The sequence below is a fragment of the Nonomuraea sp. NPDC049158 genome (genome assembly GCF_040648335.1).
Taxonomy (GTDB): domain Bacteria; phylum Actinomycetota; class Actinomycetes; order Streptosporangiales; family Streptosporangiaceae; genus Nonomuraea.
In genome coordinates this window covers 164,719-186,818 of the sequence record NZ_JBEZDM010000006.1, presented here as the reverse complement: position 1 = coordinate 186,818, position 22,100 = coordinate 164,719, and the positions used below count along the sequence as shown (strand labels likewise).

Sequence of the window (22,100 nt, the reverse complement as noted above, 5' to 3'; positions counted from 1 at the left end):
ATGGAAGCCCGTGAGCGCCCCGCCGGACGGGTCTCACAAGATCGAACACTGTAGGTAAGGAAATTCATGATGAGACACAGCAACAGCGGCTTCTCCAAGACCGGGCTGGACAGATTGCGCGAGGTGCTGGCCCGGCATGTCGAGTCCGGGAAGATTCCCGGGCTGGTCGCCCTGGTGAGCCGGGGCGGTGAGACGCATGTCGAGGCGCTCGGGACGATGCGTCATGGCGGTGGCGCGCCGATGCGCCGGGACACGATCTTCCGGATGGCGTCCACGTCCAAGCCGGTCGCGATGGCGGCGGCGATGGTCTTGCTGGATGAGTGCCGGCTGCGGCTGGATGACCTGGTGGAGCCGTGGCTGCCCGAGCTGGCCGACCGGCAGGTGCTGAAGCGGATCGACGGCCCGCTGGACGACACCGTGCCGGCGCGGCGGCCGATCACCGTGCGGGACCTGCTGACCTCCACCTTCGGGCTCGGCATGGACATGACGGCGCTGGGTGCGCCGATCATGGGCGCGATCTTCGAGCGGGGGCTGACGCCCGACCTGCCGGAGCCGATGCCCGAGCCGGATGAGTGGATGCGCCGCCTGGGCGAGCTGCCGCTGATGCACCAGCCCGGCGAGCGCTGGCAGTACCAGATCAGCCACGATGTACTCAGCGTGCTGGTCGCCAGGGTCACCGGCCAGTCGTTCGAGACGTTCCTGCGCGAGCGCGTCTTCGACCCGCTGGGCATGACCGACACCGCCTTCCACGTGCCCGCCGACAAGATCGACCGGCTGCCGGCCCTCTACGCCCCCGACCCGCAGAGCGGGGAGTTCCAGGTGTGGGACGAGGCCGAGGGGGGACGCTGGAGCAAGCCGCCGGCCTTCCAGGGCAGCGGCGGTGGGCTGGTCTCCACCGCCGACGACTACCACGCCTACTTCCAGATGCTGCTCAATGGCGGGACGTACGGGGGCGAGCGGATCCTGTCGCGGCCCGCCGTCGAGATGATGACCACCAACCGCCTCACACCCGAGCAGAACGCTCCCCGGACCGCCATGGCCCGCGACAATGTCCACCTGTCCTTCGGCCAGGGCCAGCACGGCGGCTGGGGCTTCGGGATGGCGGTACGCACCTACCGCGGCGACTACGCCCCCATCGGCCAGTTCGGCTGGGACGGCGGCAGCGGCACCTCGACCTACGCCGACCCGGACAACCAGCTCACCGGACTCCTGCTCACCCAGGTCGGCATGTCAGTCCCGAACTCGGCACAGCTCATCCACGACTTCTGGACCACCCTCTACCAGGCGATCGACGACTGACACCGAGCCCGCGCCCCGGTCGGCGCCGCGACGATGGGGATTGTCGGTCATGCCGACACCTTATCGGTACGGTTCGTTCCGTACCGATAAGGGCGGCCAGGTCGAAGCTCGTACCCGAGGACTACAAGAGCTGTGTGCTCTACCTCAACGTGCACGACGTCAGGCGACGGGGCCTGGCGTTCTCCAACTCCACCTCTTCGGAAGGAAGACGATTTGTGATGCCCATTCCTGCCGACCCGAGTGTGGTGCGTCCCATGCCTGAAGCGCCCGCTCCGGGCTTGGGAGTTGAGTGATCATGAGTGACCCGCAGGTAGAGCGCACCGTCAAGGCGGGGTTCGAGATCGTCGAGTTCGACGAGAGCCTGTATGACAAGCACGCCGATGGGCCCAACCTGACCCGGGTCACGATCCGAAAGCGCTACCAGGGCGTGATCGAAGGCACGCTCGACGGCCGCCAGGGCACCTTGGTCATCCAGCACTGGGGGCTGGCCGACGGGACCGACCAGAACAGCGAAGGAAGCATCGTCCCGAACTCCGGCACGGGGTGAAACGTCGAGGAGAGACATGACAAGTAGATTCACCGAATTGGCCGTCGACTGCCACGATCCGGAGAGACTCGCGGCCTTCTGGTGTGAGGTCCTGGACTTCAAAGAGGGCAAGGTCGAGATCGGCTCCTGGGAGCCGGCCGTCGAGGAGGTCCTGGCCCGCCAGATGCCGCCCACCCTGCTGTTCATCCAGGTGCCCGAGGGTAAGACCGTGAAGAACCGGCTTCACCTCGACGTCAGCCCGATCGACGGCAGCACCGACGACGAGGTGACCAGACTGCTCGGCCTCGGCGCCACCAAGAAGGATGTGGGCCAAGGCCCAGACCGAAGCTGGGTGGTCATGGCCGATCCCGAGGGCAACGAGTTCTGCGTCCTGCGCACCTTGGCCGGCATCGGCGTCATACCAACAAGCTAGCCGTCGATCATCTACGCGCAGACTATATGTCGAGCACCAGGGTGATCGGGCCGTCGTTGACCAGGGACACCTTCATGTCCGCGCCGAACCGGCCCGTCTCCACGTGGGCTCCCAGTGCCCGGAGTTCGTCCACCACGGCGTCCACCAGCGGCTCGGCGACCGGACCTGGGGCGGCGGCCTGCCAGGTGGGCCGCCGGCCCTTGCGGGCGTCGCCGTACAGGGTGAACTGGCTGATCACCAGGAGCGGCGCCGACACGTCGGAGCAGGACTTCTCGCCATGCAGGATGCGTAGCCCCCAGAGCTTGGTGGCGAGCTTGCGCGCTTCGGCGCGGGTGTCTGTGTGCGTGACGCCGACCAGAACGAGCAGGCCGGGCTCGTCGATCGCGCCGACCGTCTCCCCGTCGACCACCACGGACGCGGTGCTGACTCGCTGCACTACTGCTCGCATGAGACCTCATTCTGGCGCAGGTCAAAAGCTTCGTAGACTCATGCCGAAAGGGGAGGCGAATGTCGCTGGTCGTCGAGGTTGTCCGGTCCGGGTTCGTGGAGTCGACCCATCACGTGCGCATGCTCACCGTGGACGCCGCGGGCGATCCGGTCGCGGCCCACGGGGCGGTGCACGTGCCGGCCTCGCCGCGCTCGGCCATGAAGCCGCTCCAGGCGCTCGGCATGCTCCGCGCCGGGCTCGTGCTCGACGGCGAACTCCTCGCGCTGGCCTGCGCCTCCCACTCCGGTGAGCCGTACCACGTGGACGGCGTGCGGAAGATCCTGGCGGAGGCCGGGCTGACGGAGTCGGCGCTGCTCTGCCCCGAGGACTACCCCTTCGAGCGGGCGGCGACCGACCTGGGCCGCGTCTACATGAACTGCTCGGGCAAGCACGCCGCCATGCTCGCCACCTGTGTGCTGAACGACTGGCCGACGGCCACCTACCTGGAGCCGGCGCACCCGCTGCAGCGGACGATCCGCCGCACGGTGGAGGAGCTGACGGGCGAGCGGGTCGCGGCCTCGGGCGTGGACGGGTGCGGCGCGCCGCTGTTCTTCGTCTCGATGGTGGGGGTGACACGGGCCTTCCGCGCGCTGGCTTTGGGGGAGGCGGGCTCGTACGAGCGGCGGATCTTCGACGCCATGCGCGCGCATCCGGAGTGGACCTCCGGCACGATCAGGCCGGAGGCCGAGCTGATGCGGGCCCTGCCGGGGCTGATGGTCAAGGTGGGCGCGGAGGGGTTCGACGCGTTCGTGTTCGAGGACGGGCGGGCGGGCGCCGTCAAGGTCGAGGACGGCGCGCAGCGGGCCCGCACGCCCGTCACGGTGGCGGCGCTGCGCTCGCTCGGCCTGGACGCCCCGGAGCTGGACACGATGGCCCACCCGCCGCTGATGGGCGGCGGGCGCGCCGTGGGCGAACTGCGCCTGCGCTGAGCGCTGGGCTCCTACAGCGTGCGGAACTGGCGGCTGGCCGAGATGGCGCCTGAGGTCGTCGTGGTGAACGTCCGCATCGACCCGGCGAACTTGGACAGATCCCACTCGGCCGGGCCGTGATACCAGTACAGGTTGTCGGATTCGTTCCCGTTGCCGGTGACGGAGGCGACGACCCGCGACCAGTGCTCCACACCATCGAAGATCACCGCGTACGGGAGATAGCGGGAGAACAGCTCCACCCGGTGCTGTTCGGGCACCTCGCCGAGGTCACCGGAGAACAGGTACTCGCGGAAACCCATCGTGTGCGCCAGCGCGGCCGAGCCCTTGGCGGTCTTGGCGGGCATGTACTGACCGCCGACCGCCAGCGCGCCACCGGCGATGATCAGTGCCAGACCGAGCAGGCCGTACGTGGTGAACCAGGCGAGGGCCACGGTGGCCAGCAGGCCCACGCCGATGAGCAGCACGCCGATGACCGTCCAGCGGGTCCGCTCGGTGTCGGGGCGGCGGGCGAACCAGCCCTGCGTCACCACGTCGGTGTAGAGGGCGTCGCGGACCTTGCCCAGGTGGCTGGCGAACGAACCGGACAGCTGGGACAGCAGCACCATGTCACGCCCGTCGAAGATGGCGTCATAGAGCGCCCGCTCGTACGGCAGCAGCGTGTTGACCGGCGCGTTCGGCAGCCTGACCAGCGTCCAGTCGGGCGCGTCGTAGGTCTGGCGCGGCTGCTCGTCGATCCGCAGGTAGCCGCGGACCGCGAGGTCCACGATCGTCGCGGTGACGTCGACCACGTCGGCCTGCTCGTCCACGAGGGTGCCGATCTGGCCGGGCCGGACGCCGTCGGGCGGGGAGAAGTGCCCGTTCTGCACGGGGGCGACCGAGTTGCGCTCGTGGCCGGCGGCCCTGGAGTCGCGTCCGCGCGTCCAGTAGAGCAGGCCGACGCCGCCGAGCAGGAGGACCAGCAGGGCGGCGAGCGCGCCGCCGGTGACACCGTTCAGCGTGAACGCGCCGGCCAGCGAGAAGCGCCGCTCCAGGATCGGCGCGCCGCTGGTGGAGCCCTTGGCGTAGCCGACGACCACGGTCAGTGCCTGGCCGGGGCCCACGTTCTGCTGCTCGAAGGCGGCCTCGGTGGCGCCGTGGTCCATGGAGGCGGACGTACAGCCGATGGCCGAGGTCAGCTCACCGGCGAAGCACGACAGGTTCTGCACCTGGCCGGGACCGCTCACCTTGACCGTGGCCTTGGTGACCGGCGTGCTCCAGCCGTTCACCGCGAACCAGCGCAGCTCCTCGATGGCGCCCGCGGGAGTCACGGCACCCTTGACGTCGTACTGGACCGTGCCCGGCCCCTTCATGGTCAGCACGTCGCCGGTGAGCGTGCCGCCCTTGACGTTCGAGATCTGGTAGAGCCGGTCGTTGTCGTCGTCGAAGCGGGTCCGGGTGAGGAATGTCCGCTTCAGCTCCCCCGAGCCGCCGCTGATCTTCTCCACCACGTGTAGCGTGCCGTCCTTGGCAAGGCTCATGGTCACCTCGTCGGTGATCCCGGCCGCCGCCGTGGCGGGGACGGCGGTCAGCGACAGAGCGACGGCCCCCAGTATGGCCAGCGTGCGCCTGATACCCGTCATGGCGGCACATCGTAGCGGTTCGTCCCCCTTGGAGGGGTACCAGGCTGGATCAGTCGAGCGCGATGCCGTTGGCGGCCCGCTGGACGCTCTCCGGAGCCGCGGCCTGGCCGGGGTTCTCCAGGGCGAGGGCCTGGTTGAGCTCGGCGAAGGGCCGTATCCGCGCCTCGTAGCGGTCGAACGCGCCGTGCGGGTCCCTGGACAGCTCCTGAGCCAGGACGTACGCGCCGACCATCGCCAGGCTGGTGCCCTGGCCCGACAGCGGCGAGGCGCAGTAGCCGGCGTCGCCGACCAGCGTCACCCGGCCCTCGGTCCAGCGCTCCATCCGGATCTGCGCCATCGCGTCGAAGTAGAAGTCGTCGGCCGCCCACATCGCCTTCAGCAGCCGGGGCGTCTCCCAGCCCAGCCCGGAGCAGTGCTCCTGGATGAGCCGCTTCTGCTGCGCGACGTCGCGGTAGTCGTAGGCGACGTCCGCGCCGCCGAAGCCGATGTTGACCCGGATCGAGGCGTTGCCGGGCGCGGTGTAGAGGCCGAACCCCGCGTCGCCCTCGCGGTGCCACACCTGCCAGCGGTCCAGGCCGAGGAAGTTGTCGGCGCTGTAGATCGCCACGTACATGCCCAAGTGGTGGATGAACCGCGACTCCTCGCCGAACACCAGCCCGCGCACGTTCGAGTGCAGGCCGTCGGCGCCGACCACGTAGTCGAAGCGCCGCCGCCCGCCGTTCTCGAACGTCACCTGGACACCCTGGCCGTCGTCGTGGAGCGCCGCGATCGAGTCGCCATAGAGGTATTCGACGCCGCTGCCCGAGGCGGCGATGACGAGTGCGGTCAGGTCGTCGCGCATGATCTCGATGTCGGGGCTGTCCAGCCGGCCACCGCTGATCGTCTCCTCGGTGGTGCGCATCAGCTCGTTGCCGTCGCCGTCGACCATCGACATGCCGCGCATGTCGGTCTTCATGGCTCGGGCCTGCTCCAGGATGCCCATGCGCGCGGCCACCTCCAGCGCGGCTCCCCGGATGTCGATCGCCTGGCCGCCTCGGCGGGGGGCGGGGGCGCGTTCGACGACGGTCACCTCGAAGCCGTGCTCGCGCAGCCAGTAAGCCAGGACGGGCCCGCCGATGCTGGCGCCGGAGATGAGGACGTTCATGGGGGCTCTCCCTTGTCTGTTGTTGACGCTGTACGAGGTGAATGTACGACGTACAGACAGGCTTGACAACTGGGGTTCTGCTAATCTCTGTACTAGTACAGGGGTGGAGGAGGCCAGGTGGCTGTGGAAGCCGTGCCGCCGTACGTGCGGATCGTCGACGACATCAAGCGCCGCATAGCGGACGGTGAGTTGCGGGTCGGGGAGCGGGTGCCCTCCACCAGGCAGCTGGCCAGGGACTGGGACGTGGCCCTGGCCACGGCCGCCAAGGCGCTGGCCCGGCTCGGGCAGGAAGGCGTGGTCGTGGCCGAGTCGCGCGTCGGCACGGTCGTCGCCGGGCCGTCGTCCCGGTCACCACGTCGCCCGCACGGCGACCCGGACGACCCCGGCCGGGAGCCGACGCGAGATCCGGCGGGCGATCCGGCCTTCCGCGATCCGGTCCGGGACCCAGTCCGTGATCCGGTCCGCGACTCCGCGCGTGATCTGACGCGGGATCGTGTCGTGCGGACCGCCGTCGAGATCGCCGACGCCGAAGGGCTGCCCGCGCTGTCCATGCGCGGCGTCGCGGGTCGGCTCGGCGTGGCCACGATGTCGCTCTACCGTCACGTGGGCAGCAAGGACGACCTGGTCGAGCTGATGATCGACCAGGTGTTCGGCGAATTCCCGCTCCCCGCCGAGCCGCCACCCGGCTGGCGGGCCCGGCTGGAGGTGGCGGCCCGCGTGCAGTGGGCGGCCTACCGGCGGCACCCGTGGCTCACCCGGATCACCTCGCTGACCCGGCCGCTGCCCTCACCTAGCCTGCTCAAGCACGCCGAATGGGCGCTGGCGGCGGTCGACGGCCACGGCCTCGACCCGGAGAGCATGATGCACGTGCACATCCTGCTGTACAGCTACGTCCAGGGGATCGCCGCCAACTTCGAACTGGAGGCCCAAGCGCAGGCCGCGACCGGCCTCACCGACGACGAATGGATGCGGACCCAGGACGCGCGGCTGACGGCCGTCGCCACCTCGGGCGCCTACCCCACATTCGCCGACGTCATCCGGCGGATGGACGGCGACTTCGACTTCAACCTCGACCGCCTCTTCGAGTTCGGTCTGCGACCGCTGCTCGACGGGCTGGCCGGGATCATCGAGGCCGCGGGCCAGGCCAGGTCATGACCAGCCCGGGAGCTCGACTCGGAGGCGCCGATCCGGGACCGCTACGCGGAGGCGTCAGTCTGAGATCGCGATGCGGAGGCGCCGGAAGCCGCGGCCCTTGCTCTCGATCTTGGCCACCTTGATGCGGCCGATCTGCTTCGTCGAGGCGACATGCGTGCCCCCGTCGGCCTGGGTGTCCAGCCCGACGATGTCGACGATCCTGACGTCCGCCACGTGCGCCGGCACCAGGTTCGTCGCCGTCCGGATGATGTCCGGGATGTCGAACGCCTCCTTGCGCGGCAGCACCCGTACGTCGATGCGCCGGTCCGCGACGATCTCGGCGTTGCACGCGTCCTCGACCGCCTCCTTGAAGCCCGGCGGCAGCTCCGGCAGGTTGAAGTCCATCCGCGCGCTGAGCTCGTCCATGTTGCCGCCCGTCACCAGCGAGCCGTAGTCGCGGAAGACGACGCCGCACAGGACGTGCAGCCCCGAGTGGGTACGCATCAACGCGGAACGGCGTGCGTCGGCCACCGCCCCCTGAACGACCGTGCCGACCGGCGGGACCGGGTCGTCCTCTGCCGGAATCAGGTGCAGATCATCGCCTTTGCGTACTCCGACGATCCGAGTTTCCACCCCCTGCCAGAGCAGAACTCCGTGATCCGCCGGCTGGCCGCCTCCGCCTGGATAGAATGCCGACTTGCTCAGCACGATTCCGTCGGGTGTGGAGTCAAGGACGACGGCCTCGAAGTCGCGCAGATCCTGATCCGACAATTCGAGCCGTTCTGTCCGCCCGTGGAGGTCATGAGTCATGTCGGCAGCTTAAGCCCCGAGGTGGTTATGCGCGGCCTGCTGGATCGAGCCCTGATCGCACCGGCTGTCGCGATATTGGGGATTTGTTGTGCAATAACGGGATGTAGTGGTGGGGCTGGTGAATCCTGGCCGAGCCCGGCGCAGCTTCATTCCGAGTCGCCCGTGCCACAGAGCGCGCCCGTCGTGATGTTCGTCGGTGACAGCTTCACGGTCGGCTCCGGCCCGGTGCCGCTCTGGCGGACCTACGCCACCGAGTCGGCTCGCCTGCTCGGCTGGCAACCGGTCATCGCGGGCGCGGGCGGCACCGGCTATCTCAACCAGGGCCGCGTCGGGCGTACGTTCCAGGAGTCGTTCGAGGCCGAGCTGGCCTGGCGCCCCGCGCCCGACCTGCTGATCATCTCCGGCGGCCACAATGACTGTCCCTGGTCGCCGGAGAGCGTACGGCGAGCGGCGGCGAGCCTCATCTCCGAGGCGCGGACCCACTGGCCGAGAACCCGGATCCTCATGATCGGCCCCATCTGGCTGCACGACACCCCGCGCAAGGCCTATCGGCTGCGTGACGCCCTGGCGAGCCTGGCCCAGCAGGAAACCGTCCCCTTCCTGGACCCGCTCGCCGAGCAGCGGATCACCGGCACCCCGTCCGGCCAGCTGCTCCCCGACGGTATCCATCCGACCGCCGAGGGCCATCTCCACCTGGCCCAATGGCTGGCGGACGCCATCGGCCGCCTACCCGGGAAGGATCACCAAGGTCCGTAGGGGCCGTTGTTGCCACCGCGCCCGCCCATGCCCTTGACGGCGGGCTTGACGTCGACGACGTAGACCGTCGCCGCGATGACGGCGATGATCGAGAAGAACCCCAGCCCGATCCCGAGGAACTCGCGGCCCCCAAGGAACATGAAGGCTTGGAAGTAGGACCACGCGCCCGCGGCGGAGAACAGCGTGGCCAGGATCAGGATGATCAGCCAGAGGTTTTTCTGTAGTTTTCCGGCCGACACGAACGCGTTGGCCGGCACCCGCGCCGCGTGCACCAGCGCGTAGACCGACATGCCGAAGATGCCGGCCGCGAGCAGCAGGAAGAGAAGATTCAAGCCGCCGTTGACAATTTCCATGTGAGTCCCGCCCAACGCTCGCGATGAAACGGCCCCAGCCTAGTAGGCGCTCCCGACAAACGGGCACCCCCGAAGCGGAAAGCCCGCCTCCGTGCGGAGGCGGGCTTTCGGCGTGGTGTCAGGCCTTGGGCGTGGTGGTCTTGGTGGTGCGGGGCTTCTTGACGGGGGTGGCGACGGCCGGCTCGGCGGCCTCCGACACCTCCTCCAGCTCCAGCGCGGCCTCGCCGGTCGTCTTGCTGACGACCTTGCGCCCACGGGTGGCGAAGTCCTCGTAGACCTCGGTGGCCAGCACGGTCAGCTGGTCGGCGTAGGTGCGCGCCTTCTCGGGGAACTCCCTGGCGAAGCCCTCGGCCTTGTCGGCGTAGGTGCGGGCCTTCTCCGGCAGGTCCTTGGCGATCTCGGCGCGCCGGGACTGCAGCTTCAGCAGCTGGTCGGGCAGCTCCCGCAGCTTCTCCACGGCATAGTCGCCCGCCCCCGCCACGGCGTAGAAAGGCTTGGAGTCGGTGAGCTTCTTGACCTCAGTGGCCAGCGTCATGGGTTAACCTTCCTTGGTTTCCTGGTTGGCGGTGCCATTGCCGGTGGACGCCGCAAAAGGCTCAAGCGCGGCGAGATATTCCTCAGGCAGCGGCTCGTCGTCCGATTCGGAGTCGTGCCGGAGATGAGCGTTCTGGGAGGTCTGCTCGTCTTCGGCGCGCTTCTCCTTGCGAAACGACTCGTAGATATCGATGAGCACCTGGCGTTGCCGCCCGCTCAGGGTCGCGTCGGCGCGAATCGCGGTGATGACATCACTCGGCGGCTCGCGGTCCTCGATCAGGCCCGCCTGCACGTAAAGCGCTTGCGATGAGATGTGCAGACCCTTGGCGATCTGGTTGAGGATCTCCGCGCTCGGCTTACGCAGACCGCGCTCGATCTGGCTGAGATAAGGGTTGGACACCCCTGCGGCCGCCGCGAGCTGGCGCAGCGAGATCTTCGCCTGCTGCCGCTGCTCGCGGATGTATTCGCCGATCGAGCCGACCTTCGGTAGTGCCATGCCTCTAGTGTGCCCCAGAGTGCTTGCAATTGCAAACGCAAAGCTAACACCAGCAAGCGCTAAAACTGGATGGTCCAAAGGAAGGGCGTGGCGGTGACCAGCGTCACGGACAGGGCGAGGATGCTGAAGCGCATCGCGCTGGGCAGCGCGGGGCCCGGCTTGATCAGGCGATCCACCCGGGCCATGACGTTCTGGGCGCGTACGCCGAGCATGCCCTGCGGGGTCGGCATGGCGCCGGCCGTACCGAACCTGAGCAGGGCGGTGGCCAGCCTGCGCGGCGAGCAGTAGCGCCGCGCGCGGTCGTCGGCGGCCATCTCGATGAGCAGCTCGACCTGCGCCTGCGCCTCGCAGACCACCTTGGACCAGGGCAGGGCCCGGCGCAGGGCGGCGAACGGCAGCAGCACCAGGTCGTGCCGCTCCCGTACGTGCGCGGCCTCGTGCGCGAGCACGGCCGTGAGCTCGTCGTGCGACAGCAGCTTGAGCGCGCCCTCGCTGACCACCACCTGCGAGCGCAGACCCGGCACGCAGTAGGCCGCCGCGCTCGGATGGTCGAGCACCCGCACGCCGGGCACGCCCGGGTCGTCGCGGGCGATCAGCGCGAGCAGCACGCGGTGCCGCCTGCGCGCCTGCAGCGCCTGCACGCCGGCGGTGATCAGCACCACGATGAGAACGGTCAGTGAGGCCAGCCCGGCGATCATCGCCGTCATGTGCAGCGGATCCCAGGTCCCGCGCGGGCGCTCGCCGCTCAGGAAGGCCGCCATGCCCGGCAGGATGCCCAGCCCCGAGGGCTGCACGGCGTACGCCAGCATGGCGCCGGTCGTGGCCAGGCCCCAGGCCACGCCCAGGGACTGCCACAGGATGATGGCGATCCGAGGGGCGCGAGACGTCCAGCGGGCAGTCGTGAGACGCCAGGAGCCGAGCCCGCACGCCAGGGCGAGCGCTGCCAGCGTCGCTGCCGTGGTCACTCTTCCTCCAGCTCCAGCTCCGTGAGAGCCCTGCGCAGGATCTCCGCCTCCGAGCCGGACACGGCCTGGGCGAAGCGGGTGAGGGCGGCCGAGCGGTCGCCCGTCAGGTCCAGAGCTTCCAGCATAAGCTCAGCGATGTACGCGTCGCGGCTCGCCGCCTGTTCGTAGCGCCAGGCGCGGCCGTCGCGGGTCCGCTGGAGGAACCCCTTGCGGGTCAGACGGTCGAGGACGGTCATGACGGTGGTGGGGGCCAGATCGCGGTCGGCTATGAGCCTGCCGACCTCACGGGCCGTCAGAGGGTTGCTCCCCGCCCAGATGATGTCCATGATGCTGCGTTCGAGCTCGCCAAGACCCTTCACACGCTTCAGCGTAGTACTACAAAGCGTCGAGCAGATATCCGGGATGCTGGTGAGATGGACGTCACGCTCGTACAGGGGGACATCACCGCGCAGACGGTTGACGCGATCGTCAACGCCGCCAACTCGTCGCTGATGGGCGGGGGCGGGGTGGACGGCGCGATCCACCGGCGCGGCGGGCCGGAGATTCTCGCCGCCTGCCGGGAGTTGCGGGCTGCCCACTACGGCAAGGGACTGCCGGTCGGGCAGGCCGTGGCCACGACCGCCGGACGGCTCGACGCCCGCTGGGTGATCCACACCGTCGGGCCGGTCTATTCGCGGACCGATGACCGCTCCAAAGTCCTGGCCTCGTGTTATCGCGAGTCGCTCCGGGTGGCCGACTCGCTGGGGGCACGGTCGGTGGCCTTTCCCGCGATCTCGACCGGTATCTACGGGTGGCCGCTGGACGACGGCGCCCGCATCGCGCTGCGTACTGTGCGAGAGGTTTCCACAGCTGTGGACGACGTGCGGTTCGTCTTGTTCGACGCGGTCGCTTACGCGGCCTTCTCCGCCGCTCTTTAGTCACAGCCGCTCTTTAGTCACAGGGGCGCCACGGAGTCCCAGGGGAGGGTCAGCTCGCCGAGGCGCCATCGGGCCGTGCCGCCGAGCGGTGGATGCCGGTGGACGGGCCAGGAGTTGGCCAGCAGGTCCACGGCGGCCAGCCAGCGTTGCCGACGGCCGTGGTCGCCGTAAGGGGCGGTTCTCGCCCAGGCGCGGTCGAAGTCGCTCAGGAACGCATGGATGCGCTCACCAGGGACGTTGCGGTGGATGAGGGTCTTCGGCAGGCGGTCGGCCAGGTCCGAAGGGCGGTCGAAGGCGTCGAACCTGGCCGAGAGGGTGAGCGTGCGCGGGCCGTCCCGATCCAGACCGGCCCAGATAGCCCGGTGGCCGCTCTCCGAGCAGGTGCCCTCCACCAGGACGCCGCCGGGGGCCAGCCGGCCGCGCAGCGCCTCCCAGTAGCGCCAGGCGTCCGCCTCGCCGTACTGCCTGAGGACGTTGAAGGCCCGGATCAGCAGCGGGGGACGTGAGACCGGCAGTTCGAAGCCGCCCAGGGCGAAGCTCAGGCCGGCGCGCTCGTACGGCTTGGCCAGGGCGACCCGCGCGGGGTCGATCTCGATGCCCACCACCTCGATGTCCGGGCTGATCCGCCGCAGGCGGGTGAACAGCTCCAGCGTGGTGGTGTGGGAGGCGCCGTAGCCGAGGTCCACGGCCAGCGGCCGGGCGGCGCCGCGCAACACGCGGCCGTGCGCGGCGGCGATCCACCGGTCGGCGCGCCGCAGCCGGTTGTGCCCGGTCGTGCCCCTGGTGATCGACCCGACCGGCCTAGCCACCGACGCGGTGCACCCGGTGCTGGGCGGCCTGGGCGCGCGGGCGCATGACCAGGCGGTCGATGTTGACGTGCGCGGGCCTGGTGACACACCACACGATCGCGTCGGCCACGTCGTCGGAGCTCAGCGGATCAGGCACGCCCTGGTAGACGCGGGCGGCCGCCGCCTCGTCGCCGCGGAAGCGGTTCACCGCGAAGCCCTCGCTCTGGACCATGCCCGGCGCGATCTCCACGACGCGTACGGGCTGCCCGACCAGCTCCAGCCTGAGCGTCTCGGCCATCGACCGCTGCGCCTGCTTGGCGGCCACGTAGCCGCCCCCGCCCTCGTACGCCACCAGCCCCGCGGTCGAGGTGAGCATCACCAGCACCCCGTCGCCCGACTCGACGAGCATGGGCACCAGGGCCTGCGTCATCCGCAGCGATCCGAGGACGTTGGTGTCGTACATCCGCTGCCAGTCGTCGAGCCGCCCCTCGGCCACCGGCTCCATGCCGAGCGCGCCACCGGCGTTGTTGACCAGCACGTCGCACCGGTCGAGCGAGGCCGCCAGCGCGTCCACCGACTCCTGAGAGGTCACGTCCAGGGACACGGGACGGATCCCGGGCACCTCGGCGGCCAGCTTGTCCAGCCGGTCCTGACGCCGCGCGCCCGCCACCACGTCGTAGCCCTCGGCGGCCAGGCGCCGCGCCGTCGCCTCACCGATCCCGCTGCTCGCGCCCGTCACCACAGCCGTCTTCTTCATGGCACACATCTTGCCAGCCCTGCCCATGACACCCGCTTGTCGGGAATGTCGGGATGCTCGGCATAGTTGTACTGCGTTTGGAGGTGGTGTCGGGTGAGGCGACGACGGGTCAACCGGGTCGCGACCATCAGCATGCACACGTCCCCCCTGGAACAGCCCGGCACGGGCGACGCCGGCGGGATGAACGTGTACATCGTCGAATCGGCCAAGCGACTGGCCGAGTCCGGCGTCGAGGTGGAGATCTTCACCCGGGCCACCGGACGTGACCTGCCACCGGTGGCCGAACTCGCCCCCGGCGTCATGGTCCGCCACCTGACCGCCGGACCGTACGAGGAGCTGACCAGGGCCGACCTGCCCGGCCAGCTCTGCGCGTTCCTGTCCGGCGTGCTGCGGACCGAGGCGATGTACGACCCCGGCCGCTATGACGTCATCCACTCGCACTACTGGCTGTCCGGCCAGGTCGGCTGGCTGGCCAAGGAGCGCTGGGGCGTGCCCCTGGTGCACACCATGCACACCATGGCCAAGGTGAAGAACCTGCTGCTGGCCCAGAACGACCAGCCCGAACCGCAGGCCCGCGTGGTGGGCGAGCAACAGGTCGTGGAGATCGCCGACCGGCTCGTGGCCAACACCGCCGACGAGGCGAACGAGCTCATGGAGCTGTACGGGGCGCAGGAGGAACGCGTCGCGGTCGTGAACCCGGGTGTCAACCTCACGGTCTTCCAGCCCGCTTCACAAGGGGCCGCCCGGCGCCGCCTCGGACTGCCGCAGAACGCGCACGTCCTGCTGTTCGTGGGCCGGATCCAGCCGCTGAAGGCGCCCGACGTGCTGCTGCGCGCCGCCTCGCGGATGCTCATCGACGACCCCTCGCTGCGCGAGCGGCTGGTCGTCGCGTGCGTGGGCGGCCCGTCGGGCAACGGCCTGGCCAGGCCGTCCCTGCTCGCCGACCTCGCCGCCGAGCTGGGCATCTCCGACGTCGTCCGGCTCGTGCCGCCCGCGCCGCAGCACGAGCTGGCCGACTGGTACCGCGCGGCCGACGTGACCGTCGTGCCGTCCTACAGCGAGTCGTTCGGCCTGGTCGCCCTGGAGTCACAGGCGTGCGGCACCCCCGTCGCCGCGGCCGCCGTGGGCGGGCTGCGTACGGCCGTACAGGATGGCGTGTCGGGTGTGCTCGTGGACGGCCACGACTCGCACGAGTGGGCACGCGCGCTGCGCCGCTTCGTCACCGCGCCGGCCTGGCGCGACGGCCTGTCGGCCGGCGCCCGGGAGCACGCGGCGGCGTTCGGCTGGCAGGCCACGTCGTCCCGGCTGATGCAGGTCTACGCGGACGCCGTCGCCGACCTGCACCGGCTGCCGGTCGCCGTCATCTCATAGGGCGCTCGTTCCGTAGGCTGTACGACATGCGCGAAGTCGTAGAAACCGCGCTCAAGGCCGCGGACGTCTCCTTTGACGAGCCGCGGCCGGGGGCGTTCCTGGTGAAGCTGCCCGGGCAGCACAAACTCGCCACGATGACGTGGTTGATCATCGGCGATCAGGCGCTGCACGTCGAGGCGTTCTTCTGCCGCCAGCCCGACGAGAACCACACCGAGTTCTACAAGTGGCTGCTCGCCAAGAACGGCGGCATGTACGGCGTCCACTTCTCCGTCGACAGCGTCGGCGACGTCTACCTCGTCGGCCGGGTGCCGCTCACGGCGATCACGGAAGAGGAGATCGACCGGCTGCTCGGCTGCGTGCTGACCTATTCCGACGACTGGTTCGACCGGGCTCTGGAGCTGGGCTTCGCCTCGTCGATCAGGCGCGAGTGGGCATGGCGCGCCAAACGTGGCGAGTCGCTGGCCAACCTCCAGGCGTTCGCCCGCTTCGCGGATCCGGCGCGGACCGACAGCTGAGGCCCGCCTAGGATTGCCCGCATGGCGACTTTGGTGCTGCTACGGCACGGCGAGAGTGACTGGAACGCGAAAGGCCTGTTCACCGGTTGGGTGGACGTGAGCCTCTCGGCCAAGGGCGAGGACGAGGCCCGCCGGGGCGGCAAGCTCCTGGTGGAGGCCGGGGTCCGGCCCGATGTGGTGCACACCAGCCTGATGACCAGGGCCATCCAGACGGCCCAGCTCTCCCTCGGCGAGGCCGACCTGCTCTGGCTGCCCGTCAAGCGCTCGTGGCGGCTCAACGAGCGCCACTACGGCGCCCTCCAGGGCAAGAACAAGGCGCAGACCCGTGAGGAGTTCGGCGACGAGCAGTTCATGCTCTGGCGGCGCTCCTTCGACGTCCCGCCGCCCCCGATCGCCGACGACGACGAATACTCCCAGGCGGGCGACCCGCGCTACGCCCTGCTGCCGCCCGAGCTCATGCCGCGCACCGAGTGCCTCAAGGACGTCGTCGACCGCATGCTGCCCTACTGGTACGACGAGATCGTCCCGGATCTCGCGGCCGGGCGCACCGTGCTGGTGGCGGCGCACGGCAACTCGCTGCGGGCGCTGGTCAAGCACCTCGACGGCATCCCCGACGAGGAGATCGCCGGGCTCAACATACCCACGGGCATCCCGCTGCGCTACGAGCTGGACGATGAGTTCCGGCCGCTCCAGCGCGGCGGCGAATACCTCGACCCGGAAGCCGCGAAGGCGGCGATCGAGGCGGTCGCCAACCAGGGCCGCTGAAACACCGACGGCGGGGCGCCCGGTCACCGACCAGGGCCGCGGACGCCGACGGCGGGGCGCATCGCGCGCCCCGCCGTCATCGGCTCATCAGCTCGGGTCAGCCTCGGGTCAGGTGGGCGTCGGGCGGGAGCCCGTCACCAGGTAGACGACGTCACCGGCCACATTGACCGCGTGGTCGGCGTAACGCTCGTAGTAACGGCCGATCAGCGTGATGTCGATCGCCGGCTCCACGCCGTGGGGCCAGTCCTTGGCCAGGATGTTCCTGAACAGCCGCCGGTGCAGCTTGTCCATGGCGTCGTCGTCGGCCTCCAGCTCCAGCGCCGACTCCACGTCGTGCGAGGCGATGCAGCCGCCCGCCTTCGTGACCAGGGTCTCGGCGATCTGACCCATCTGCACGATCGTGGGCCGTACCTCCGCCGGGATGGCCGTCTCGGGGTGGCGCAGTCGCGCGATCTTGGCCACGTGCACCGCCAGGTCGCCCATGCGCTCCAGGTCCGTGCCCATCCGCAGGGCCGTGATGACCATCCGCAGGTCCACGGCCACCGGCTGCTGCCTGGCCATCAGCTCGAAGATGGACGCCTCGAGCTGCTCGAACGTCGCGTTCACCTCCGCATCCCTGGAGATCACGCTCTCGGCGAGCTGGAGGTCGGAGTCGAGCAGGGCCGTGGTGGCTCTGGAGATGGCCGAGCGGACCAGCCTGGTCATCTCGACCAGCTTGTCAGTCAGGGAATCGAGTTCTTCATGGTACGCGTCGCGCATGCCGTCACCGTACGTCGCTCTTGATGAACGAACTCCTACGGTGAGATGAACTTTCCCGGAAAGGGCCGTTCATCCGCAGGTGGAAGGGCTGTCACTTGAAGAAGGCCACCTACCATCGAAAGCATGAGTGAGATGGCCATGAGCTTGACGGCCCTGGCGGGGTTCGTCGTGGGAGCGCTGGCGGTCCTGTTCTACCGCAACCAGATCGAGGCCTCGAACAGGGCCGCGACGGCCGGCGACCAGGAGACCGGCGCCCTGCCGCAGGGTGTGGCCTCGGTGCTGGCCGTGCTTCCCTCGTCCGCCGTCGTGCTCGACGCGCACGACCGGGTGCTGCGGGCCAGCTCGGCCGCCCGCGCGTTCGGGCTGGTCAAGGGCGACCGGCTGATGGCCGCCGAGCTTCTCGCCCTGGCCAGGCAGGTACGCCGGGACGGCGAGATCCGCGAGAGCGAGATCGACGTGGCCGGGCACAAGTTCGGCCAGGAGATCACGAACTTCGCGGTCCGGGTGGCCCCGCTGGGCTCGCACGGCCAGGTCCTGGTGCTCGCCGAGGACCAGACCGAGCGGCGCCGGGTCGAGGCCGTCCGACGCGACTTCGTGGCGAACGTCAGCCACGAGCTCAAGACCCCCGTCGGCGCGCTGAGCCTGCTCGCCGAGACCATCCAGGACGCCGCGGACGATCCCGAGGCCGTCACCAGGTTCGCCGGGCGCATGCAGCACGAGGCCGCCCGGCTCACCTACCTCGTGCAGGACCTGATCACGCTGAGCCGGATCCAGGGCGCCGAGCCCATCCCCACCCCCGGCCAGGTCTCGATCGACGAATCCATCCACGACGCCATCGACCACTGCAACACCAGGGCCATCGCCAAGGACATCACGCTCGTCACCGGCGGCACGGAGGGCCTGCGCATCTGGGGGGACGACGAACTGCTCGTCACCGCCCTGCGCAACCTCATCGACAACGCCGTCGCCTACAGCCCCGAACACACCCGGGTCGTCGTCAGCGTCAGACCGGCCGGCGACTCCGTCGAGATCAGCGTCAGCGACCAGGGCATCGGCATTCCGGAAGAGTCGCTCGAACGCATCTTCGAACGCTTCTTCCGCGTCGACGCGGCCAGGTCCCGGGCGACCGGCGGCACCGGCCTCGGCCTCGCGATCGTCAAGCACGTCGCCGCGGCGCACGCCGGCGAGGTCTCCGTCTGGAGCAAGGAAGGCTCCGGCTCCACATTCACGCTGCGGCTGCCCGCATTCGGCGGCACCGCGGTGGTCGTACCACCCCCGAACACCCTGGAGGCCGCAAAATGACCCGAGTTCTCGTGGTCGAGGACGAAGAGTCGTTCTCCGACGCCTTGTCGTACATGCTCCGCAAAGAAGGCTTCGAGGTCTCCGTCGCGGCGACCGGGCCGGAGGCGCTCGACACGTTCGACCGGAGCGGCGCCGACCTGGTGCTGCTCGACCTGATGCTGCCCGGACTGCCGGGCACCGAGGTATGCCGCTCGCTGCGGCAGCGCTCCAAGGTGCCGGTCATCATGCTGACCGCCAAGGACAGCGAGATCGACAAGGTCGTGGGCCTGGAGCTGGGCGCCGACGACTACGTCACCAAGCCGTTCTCCTCGCGCGAGCTCGTGGCCCGCATCCGCGCCGTGCTGCGCCGCCAGGGCGACGCGGTGGAGGAGCTGGAGTCCGCGGTGCTGGCCGTGGGTCCCGTGCGCATGGACGTCGACCGGCATGTGGTGGCCGTACGCGGTGACCAGGTGCAGCTGCCGCTGAAGGAGTTCGAGCTCCTGGAGGTGCTGCTGCGCAACGCCGGGCGGGTGCTCACCCGGGGGCAGCTCATCGACCGGGTGTGGGGCGCCGACTACGTGGGAGACACCAAGACGCTCGACGTGCACGTCAAGCGGCTGCGCGCCAAGATCGAATCGGACCCGTCGAATCCGCGCTGCATCCTGACCGTGCGCGGGCTGGGCTACAAGTTCGACGCGCTGGAGAGCTGACACTCGCAGGTTGAGCCCCGGTTCCGGCACGTACGAGTTGTGCCGGACCGGGGCTTTCTCCTGGGGTCAGTGCTCGCCTTCGGCCGCGGCGGTGGCCGAGGGCGTAGGCGTCGGCGCGGCGGTCGCGTTGGGCGCCGGCGGGTAGTCCTTGAACTCGCGGCTGCGCGTGACCACAGGGACGTTCATGGACACGACCCCGGCGTTGGCGAACTGGAGGTCCAGGCGGATGCTCTCGCCGCCCCTGAGGCCCTTGGAGATGCCTTCCAGCATGATCTGCGGGCTCGGCTTGCCGGTGTTGACGAGCTGGTTGCTCGGCAGCTGGATCGGCGTGGTCACCTTCGCGGTGGCCATGGTGCCGGCGTTGACCGCCGTGAGCGTGTCGGGGGCGCCGTTGGTGTTGAGGATGTTCAGATATACCGGCGCGGAACCGCCGTAGACGAGCTGTGCGCCCGAGTCGGGGCCGAGGATGAACGCCTGAGGGATCTGGATGCCATGCGTGCCGTAGTTCTTGGCCTGATCGAAGAGGACTCCGGCCTCATTGGGGGCGTACGGCTTGTTGGTGTCTGCGTCGAATCCAGCTGAACAGCCGGCGAGCACGGGGGCGGCCAGGAACGCGGCAGCGGCGACAATCCAGCGACGGCGGGTCACGAGCGGGTTCTCCTAGGGTCTTGCACATGCATGTTGGGCAGCGCCCACCATATCCACCCGAATCCATGGTCATATCCGCACCCCTGCAGGTCATTAGCTATGCGCGCATATGCGATTCATAGAGTTGACGCCTTGTCAACCCCCAATATGCCGCTTTGACCTGCAGTTATGATGATTTCACTGTTCCGGGAGCCTGTGGATGCGTGGTACTCTGGAGTACAGCGGAAGGGGTACTTGTCACATGACTTTCCAGGTCGGCGACACTGTCGTCTACCCCCACCATGGGGCTGCTCGGATCGAAGCAATCACGAAGCGATCCATCAAGGGTGAGGAAAAGACCTACCTGGTGCTCAAGGTCGACAAGGGCGACCTTACCGTCCAGGTGCCAGCAGAAAACGCAGAACTCGTCGGCGTGCGCGATGTTGTCGGCCAGGAAGGCCTAGAGCGGGTTTTCGATGTTCTTCGGATGCCGCACACCGAGGAACCGACCAACTGGTCCCGGCGCTATAAGGCCAATCTGGAGAAGCTCGCGTCCGGCGATGTCAACAAGGTCGCCGAGGTGGTCCGGGACCTGTGGCGGAGGGACCGCGAGCGCGGCCTGTCCGCCGGTGAGAAGCGCATGCTCGCCAAGGCCCGTCAGATCTTGGTGAGTGAGCTGGCCCTCGCCGAGAAGACCAATGAGGACAAGGCGGAGGCCTTGCTCGACGAGGTTCTCAACTCCTGAACACGAAGCTTCCACGGGTGGGCGTCGGAGTCGACGTCCACCCGTTCGTTTCAGGGCGAGACCTGCATCTCGCCGGCCTGCACTGGCCGGGCGAGGTCGGTCTCGCGGGCCACTCCGACGGCGACGCCGCCGCGCACGCGGCCTGCGACGCGCTGCTGTCCGCCGCCGGGCTCGGCGATCTCGGTGGCCTGTTCGGCACCGCCGACCCGCGCTGGGCGGGCGCCTCGGGTGTCACGCTGCTGGAGGAGACCGCGCGCCAGGTACGTTCGGCGGGCTTCGAGATCGGTAACGTGGCCGTCCAGATCATCGGTAACCGGCCCAAGCTCGCGCCTCGGCGTACAGAGGCCGAGAAGGCGCTCAGCGCCGCTCTGGGGGCGCCTGTGAGCCTCAGCGCGACCACCACGGACGGCCTGGGGCTGACCGGGCGGGGCGAAGGGGTCGCGGCCATCGCGACCGCGCTCGTTGTCGCTTAGTTCTGTTCGCCTTTAAGGCGGTTCGTCAACCTTTACCGGCACTGCGGCGTCTTCTTACGGGATCCGTTGAGGGTATCCCGGCGGGCGCTGCCTCCGGCCCGCCGAGCGAACGGGGGCGGCGGTCCGTTACTGGCGCGGTACGGATCGCCGCCTTCCCGAGGGTACTTTCCCGATACGTCGGGTAAGTCCTTCTGAAGACATGTGGAACGTCTTCGGGGGGAGCAACACATGATCGGCGCGATTGTTTCCGCAGTCGTCATCGGCGCCATTGTCGGAGCACTGGCCCGGTTGATAGTGCCCGGTAAGCAGAACATGTCCATCGGCCTGACGCTGATCGTCGGCATCGTGGCGGCTCTGCTCGGCACGCTCGTCGCCCAGGCCTTCGGCTGGGCCGACACCAGAGGCATCGACTGGCTGGAGCACATCATTCAGCTCGTCCTGGCGGTCATCGGCGTCCTCATCGTCTCAAGGATGAGCACCGGGAAAACCGGCCGCACCGGAGGAACACCGATCTGACCTGGCGTTTCCCAGCACCTACGCATATTCGCGCGTTGCCGGGTACTGATCTCCCTCGAGAGTGAACGGCTCACCCTCACTGGGAGGTTTGGTCATGACAATCCAGTCCATCCTTGGCGCCATCGTGATCGGCGCCGTGATCGGCGCCCTCGGTCGTCTGCTGCTTCCCGGCAGGCAGGCCATCGGGTGGATCCTCACCATCGTCGTCGGTATCGTCGCCGCCCTGGTGGGCACGCTCATCGCGCAGGTGCTCGGCGTCGCCACCACCAATGGCATCGACTGGATCGAACTCGTCATGCAGGTCGTTCTGGCCATTGTGGGTGTCGGGCTCGTTGCCGGGCTGCGGCGGGGCAGTGGTAGGAGCGTTTAGACGATGGCTTAGGCAGTTCCG

29 protein-coding genes are annotated in these 22,100 nt (G+C 69.1%); 16 read left to right on the top strand and 13 right to left on the bottom strand.

Annotated elements, in window-relative coordinates:
- Positions 1-69: 69 nt before the first annotated feature.
- From AB0B61_RS16040 to AB0B61_RS16030, 3 genes are all read left to right on the top strand, one after another.
- On the top strand, positions 70-1,299 hold the full coding sequence (locus AB0B61_RS16040; RefSeq protein ID WP_358432413.1) for a serine hydrolase domain-containing protein: 1,230 nt from the start codon (positions 70-72) through the stop codon (positions 1,297-1,299).
- A 295-nt stretch (positions 1,300-1,594) separates the two neighbouring features.
- Positions 1,595-1,846, top strand: coding sequence for a DUF3224 domain-containing protein (locus AB0B61_RS16035; RefSeq protein WP_358432112.1), 252 nt, complete (start codon positions 1,595-1,597; stop codon positions 1,844-1,846).
- 16 nt (positions 1,847-1,862) lie between these two features.
- Positions 1,863-2,258: a VOC family protein gene (locus tag AB0B61_RS16030; protein WP_358432111.1), complete on the top strand. Its 396-nt coding sequence runs from the start codon at positions 1,863-1,865 to the stop codon at positions 2,256-2,258.
- Positions 2,259-2,280: 22 nt separating this feature from the next.
- On the opposite strand, the gene dtd is transcribed toward AB0B61_RS16030, so the two are convergent.
- Complete coding sequence (gene dtd, locus AB0B61_RS16025) at positions 2,281-2,706, bottom strand: D-aminoacyl-tRNA deacylase (protein WP_358432110.1); 426 nt, start codon at positions 2,704-2,706, stop codon at positions 2,281-2,283.
- A 59-nt stretch (positions 2,707-2,765) separates the two neighbouring features.
- Between dtd and AB0B61_RS16020 the strand changes: the two genes are divergently transcribed.
- Complete coding sequence (locus tag AB0B61_RS16020; protein WP_358432109.1) at positions 2,766-3,674, top strand: asparaginase; 909 nt, start codon at positions 2,766-2,768, stop codon at positions 3,672-3,674.
- A gap of 11 nt (positions 3,675-3,685) precedes the next feature.
- On the opposite strand, the gene AB0B61_RS16015 is transcribed toward AB0B61_RS16020, so the two are convergent.
- Positions 3,686-5,293, bottom strand: a complete 1,608-nt coding sequence (locus AB0B61_RS16015; RefSeq protein ID WP_358432108.1) for a DUF2207 domain-containing protein — start codon at positions 5,291-5,293, stop codon at positions 3,686-3,688.
- A gap of 49 nt (positions 5,294-5,342) precedes the next feature.
- Positions 5,343-6,437 (bottom strand): FAD-dependent monooxygenase, encoded by a 1,095-nt coding sequence (locus tag AB0B61_RS16010; RefSeq protein WP_358432107.1) that lies wholly within the window; start codon positions 6,435-6,437, stop codon positions 5,343-5,345.
- Between the two features lie 117 nt (positions 6,438-6,554).
- On the opposite strand from AB0B61_RS16010, the gene AB0B61_RS16005 reads away from it, so the two are divergent.
- Entirely contained in the window at positions 6,555-7,592 is a 1,038-nt protein-coding gene (locus AB0B61_RS16005) for a TetR/AcrR family transcriptional regulator C-terminal domain-containing protein (protein WP_358432106.1), read from the top strand.
- 54 nt (positions 7,593-7,646) lie between these two features.
- Here the strand turns inward: AB0B61_RS16005 and AB0B61_RS16000 are convergent, their stop codons facing one another.
- Positions 7,647-8,381, bottom strand: a complete 735-nt coding sequence (locus AB0B61_RS16000; RefSeq protein ID WP_358432105.1) for an alanyl-tRNA editing protein — start codon at positions 8,379-8,381, stop codon at positions 7,647-7,649.
- Positions 8,382-8,543: 162 nt separating this feature from the next.
- Between AB0B61_RS16000 and AB0B61_RS15995 the strand changes: the two genes are divergently transcribed.
- Complete coding sequence (locus AB0B61_RS15995) at positions 8,544-9,137, top strand: SGNH/GDSL hydrolase family protein (protein WP_358432104.1); 594 nt, start codon at positions 8,544-8,546, stop codon at positions 9,135-9,137.
- Here AB0B61_RS15995 and AB0B61_RS15990 read toward each other — a convergent pair.
- From AB0B61_RS15990 to AB0B61_RS15970, 5 genes are all read right to left on the bottom strand, one after another.
- A complete protein-coding gene (locus AB0B61_RS15990) occupies positions 9,122-9,490 on the bottom strand; it encodes a DUF2516 family protein (RefSeq protein WP_358432103.1) in 369 nt (122 codons plus the stop codon). The genes AB0B61_RS15995 and AB0B61_RS15990 overlap by 16 nt on opposite strands.
- A 118-nt stretch (positions 9,491-9,608) precedes the next feature.
- Positions 9,609-10,025, bottom strand: coding sequence for a hypothetical protein (locus AB0B61_RS15985; RefSeq protein ID WP_358432102.1), 417 nt, complete (start codon positions 10,023-10,025; stop codon positions 9,609-9,611).
- A 3-nt stretch (positions 10,026-10,028) separates the two neighbouring features.
- Positions 10,029-10,520, bottom strand: coding sequence for a helix-turn-helix domain-containing protein (locus AB0B61_RS15980; RefSeq protein WP_358432101.1), 492 nt, complete (start codon positions 10,518-10,520; stop codon positions 10,029-10,031).
- Between the two features lie 59 nt (positions 10,521-10,579).
- Positions 10,580-11,485, bottom strand: a complete 906-nt coding sequence (locus tag AB0B61_RS15975) for a M56 family metallopeptidase (protein WP_358432100.1) — start codon at positions 11,483-11,485, stop codon at positions 10,580-10,582.
- Positions 11,482-11,844, bottom strand: a complete 363-nt coding sequence (locus AB0B61_RS15970; protein ID WP_357648863.1) for a BlaI/MecI/CopY family transcriptional regulator — start codon at positions 11,842-11,844, stop codon at positions 11,482-11,484. The genes AB0B61_RS15975 and AB0B61_RS15970 overlap by 4 nt, the downstream gene beginning before the upstream one ends.
- A gap of 54 nt (positions 11,845-11,898) precedes the next feature.
- On the opposite strand from AB0B61_RS15970, the gene AB0B61_RS15965 reads away from it, so the two are divergent.
- Complete coding sequence (locus AB0B61_RS15965) at positions 11,899-12,402, top strand: O-acetyl-ADP-ribose deacetylase (RefSeq protein ID WP_358432099.1); 504 nt, start codon at positions 11,899-11,901, stop codon at positions 12,400-12,402.
- 17 nt (positions 12,403-12,419) lie between these two features.
- Here AB0B61_RS15965 and AB0B61_RS15960 read toward each other — a convergent pair whose 3' ends face one another.
- Together AB0B61_RS15960 and AB0B61_RS15955 are read right to left on the bottom strand one after the other, a co-directional pair.
- The gene (locus tag AB0B61_RS15960; protein ID WP_358432098.1) at positions 12,420-13,211 is read right to left on the bottom strand and encodes a class I SAM-dependent methyltransferase; all 792 of its coding nucleotides are present in this window, start codon (positions 13,209-13,211) and stop codon (positions 12,420-12,422) included.
- On the bottom strand, positions 13,204-13,947 hold the full coding sequence (locus tag AB0B61_RS15955; RefSeq protein WP_358432097.1) for an SDR family NAD(P)-dependent oxidoreductase: 744 nt from the start codon (positions 13,945-13,947) through the stop codon (positions 13,204-13,206). The genes AB0B61_RS15960 and AB0B61_RS15955 overlap by 8 nt, the downstream gene beginning before the upstream one ends.
- Positions 13,948-14,079: 132 nt before the next feature.
- On the opposite strand from AB0B61_RS15955, the gene mshA reads away from it, so the two are divergent.
- The 3 genes from mshA to AB0B61_RS15940 are packed head-to-tail and all read left to right on the top strand — an operon-like array spanning position 14,080 to position 16,598.
- Complete coding sequence (mshA, locus tag AB0B61_RS15950; RefSeq protein ID WP_358432411.1) at positions 14,080-15,318, top strand: D-inositol-3-phosphate glycosyltransferase; 1,239 nt, start codon at positions 14,080-14,082, stop codon at positions 15,316-15,318.
- A 26-nt stretch (positions 15,319-15,344) separates the two neighbouring features.
- Positions 15,345-15,833: a YbjN domain-containing protein gene (locus AB0B61_RS15945; protein ID WP_225294241.1), complete on the top strand. Its 489-nt coding sequence runs from the start codon at positions 15,345-15,347 to the stop codon at positions 15,831-15,833.
- A 21-nt stretch (positions 15,834-15,854) separates the two neighbouring features.
- The gene (locus AB0B61_RS15940) at positions 15,855-16,598 is read left to right on the top strand and encodes a phosphoglyceromutase (protein WP_358432096.1); all 744 of its coding nucleotides are present in this window, start codon (positions 15,855-15,857) and stop codon (positions 16,596-16,598) included.
- A 108-nt stretch (positions 16,599-16,706) separates the two neighbouring features.
- On the opposite strand, the gene phoU is transcribed toward AB0B61_RS15940, so the two are convergent.
- Positions 16,707-17,357 (bottom strand): phosphate signaling complex protein PhoU, encoded by a 651-nt coding sequence (gene phoU, locus AB0B61_RS15935; protein ID WP_358432095.1) that lies wholly within the window; start codon positions 17,355-17,357, stop codon positions 16,707-16,709.
- 123 nt (positions 17,358-17,480) lie between these two features.
- Between phoU and AB0B61_RS15930 the strand changes: the two genes are divergently transcribed.
- Both AB0B61_RS15930 and AB0B61_RS15925 read left to right on the top strand, forming a co-directional pair.
- A complete protein-coding gene (locus AB0B61_RS15930; RefSeq protein ID WP_358432094.1) occupies positions 17,481-18,659 on the top strand; it encodes an ATP-binding protein in 1,179 nt (392 codons plus the stop codon).
- Positions 18,656-19,348, top strand: a complete 693-nt coding sequence (locus tag AB0B61_RS15925) for a response regulator transcription factor (RefSeq protein ID WP_225294233.1) — start codon at positions 18,656-18,658, stop codon at positions 19,346-19,348. The genes AB0B61_RS15930 and AB0B61_RS15925 overlap by 4 nt, the downstream gene beginning before the upstream one ends.
- Before the next feature lie 66 nt (positions 19,349-19,414).
- Here the strand turns inward: AB0B61_RS15925 and AB0B61_RS15920 are convergent, their stop codons facing one another.
- Positions 19,415-19,996, bottom strand: coding sequence for a copper chaperone PCu(A)C (locus tag AB0B61_RS15920; RefSeq protein ID WP_358432093.1), 582 nt, complete (start codon positions 19,994-19,996; stop codon positions 19,415-19,417).
- Between the two features lie 241 nt (positions 19,997-20,237).
- Between AB0B61_RS15920 and AB0B61_RS15915 the strand changes: the two genes are divergently transcribed.
- From AB0B61_RS15915 to AB0B61_RS15900, 4 genes are all read left to right on the top strand, one after another.
- The gene (locus AB0B61_RS15915) at positions 20,238-20,720 is read left to right on the top strand and encodes a CarD family transcriptional regulator (protein ID WP_043624891.1); all 483 of its coding nucleotides are present in this window, start codon (positions 20,238-20,240) and stop codon (positions 20,718-20,720) included.
- A gap of 17 nt (positions 20,721-20,737) precedes the next feature.
- On the top strand, positions 20,738-21,193 hold the full coding sequence (ispF, locus tag AB0B61_RS15910; protein WP_357648841.1) for a 2-C-methyl-D-erythritol 2,4-cyclodiphosphate synthase: 456 nt from the start codon (positions 20,738-20,740) through the stop codon (positions 21,191-21,193).
- Between the two features lie 228 nt (positions 21,194-21,421).
- On the top strand, positions 21,422-21,709 hold the full coding sequence (locus tag AB0B61_RS15905) for a GlsB/YeaQ/YmgE family stress response membrane protein (RefSeq protein ID WP_358432092.1): 288 nt from the start codon (positions 21,422-21,424) through the stop codon (positions 21,707-21,709).
- Between the two features lie 94 nt (positions 21,710-21,803).
- Positions 21,804-22,079 (top strand): GlsB/YeaQ/YmgE family stress response membrane protein, encoded by a 276-nt coding sequence (locus AB0B61_RS15900; protein WP_225294225.1) that lies wholly within the window; start codon positions 21,804-21,806, stop codon positions 22,077-22,079.
- Positions 22,080-22,100: the final 21 nt, after the last annotated feature.

What these genes read in the sequence shown, in the direction of transcription:
- AB0B61_RS16000 (WP_358432105.1), bottom strand. Translation starts at nt 8,381, where the DNA reads ATGACTCATGACCTCCACGGGCGGACAGAACGGCTCGAATTGTCGGAT.
- AB0B61_RS15985 (WP_358432102.1), bottom strand. Translation starts at nt 10,025, where the DNA reads ATGACGCTGGCCACTGAGGTCAAGAAGCTCACCGACTCCAAGCCTTTC.
- AB0B61_RS15945 (WP_225294241.1), top strand. Translation starts at nt 15,345, where the DNA reads ATGCGCGAAGTCGTAGAAACCGCGCTCAAGGCCGCGGACGTCTCCTTT.
- phoU (WP_358432095.1), bottom strand. Translation starts at nt 17,357, where the DNA reads ATGCGCGACGCGTACCATGAAGAACTCGATTCCCTGACTGACAAGCTG.
- AB0B61_RS15900 (WP_225294225.1), top strand. Translation starts at nt 21,804, where the DNA reads ATGACAATCCAGTCCATCCTTGGCGCCATCGTGATCGGCGCCGTGATC.
- AB0B61_RS16040 (WP_358432413.1), top strand. Translation starts at nt 70, where the DNA reads ATGAGACACAGCAACAGCGGCTTCTCCAAGACCGGGCTGGACAGATTG.
- AB0B61_RS16020 (WP_358432109.1), top strand. Translation starts at nt 2,766, where the DNA reads ATGTCGCTGGTCGTCGAGGTTGTCCGGTCCGGGTTCGTGGAGTCGACC.
- AB0B61_RS16030 (WP_358432111.1), top strand. Translation starts at nt 1,863, where the DNA reads ATGACAAGTAGATTCACCGAATTGGCCGTCGACTGCCACGATCCGGAG.
- AB0B61_RS15980 (WP_358432101.1), bottom strand. Translation starts at nt 10,520, where the DNA reads ATGGCACTACCGAAGGTCGGCTCGATCGGCGAATACATCCGCGAGCAG.
- AB0B61_RS15955 (WP_358432097.1), bottom strand. Translation starts at nt 13,947, where the DNA reads ATGAAGAAGACGGCTGTGGTGACGGGCGCGAGCAGCGGGATCGGTGAG.
- AB0B61_RS15915 (WP_043624891.1), top strand. Translation starts at nt 20,238, where the DNA reads ATGACTTTCCAGGTCGGCGACACTGTCGTCTACCCCCACCATGGGGCT.
- mshA (WP_358432411.1), top strand. Translation starts at nt 14,080, where the DNA reads ATGCACACGTCCCCCCTGGAACAGCCCGGCACGGGCGACGCCGGCGGG.
- AB0B61_RS15905 (WP_358432092.1), top strand. Translation starts at nt 21,422, where the DNA reads ATGATCGGCGCGATTGTTTCCGCAGTCGTCATCGGCGCCATTGTCGGA.
- AB0B61_RS16035 (WP_358432112.1), top strand. Translation starts at nt 1,595, where the DNA reads ATGAGTGACCCGCAGGTAGAGCGCACCGTCAAGGCGGGGTTCGAGATC.
- AB0B61_RS15965 (WP_358432099.1), top strand. Translation starts at nt 11,899, where the DNA reads ATGGACGTCACGCTCGTACAGGGGGACATCACCGCGCAGACGGTTGAC.
- dtd (WP_358432110.1), bottom strand. Translation starts at nt 2,706, where the DNA reads ATGCGAGCAGTAGTGCAGCGAGTCAGCACCGCGTCCGTGGTGGTCGAC.
- AB0B61_RS16010 (WP_358432107.1), bottom strand. Translation starts at nt 6,437, where the DNA reads ATGAACGTCCTCATCTCCGGCGCCAGCATCGGCGGGCCCGTCCTGGCT.
- AB0B61_RS16015 (WP_358432108.1), bottom strand. Translation starts at nt 5,293, where the DNA reads ATGACGGGTATCAGGCGCACGCTGGCCATACTGGGGGCCGTCGCTCTG.
- AB0B61_RS15990 (WP_358432103.1), bottom strand. Translation starts at nt 9,490, where the DNA reads ATGGAAATTGTCAACGGCGGCTTGAATCTTCTCTTCCTGCTGCTCGCG.
- AB0B61_RS15940 (WP_358432096.1), top strand. Translation starts at nt 15,855, where the DNA reads ATGGCGACTTTGGTGCTGCTACGGCACGGCGAGAGTGACTGGAACGCG.
- AB0B61_RS15925 (WP_225294233.1), top strand. Translation starts at nt 18,656, where the DNA reads ATGACCCGAGTTCTCGTGGTCGAGGACGAAGAGTCGTTCTCCGACGCC.
- AB0B61_RS15930 (WP_358432094.1), top strand. Translation starts at nt 17,481, where the DNA reads ATGAGTGAGATGGCCATGAGCTTGACGGCCCTGGCGGGGTTCGTCGTG.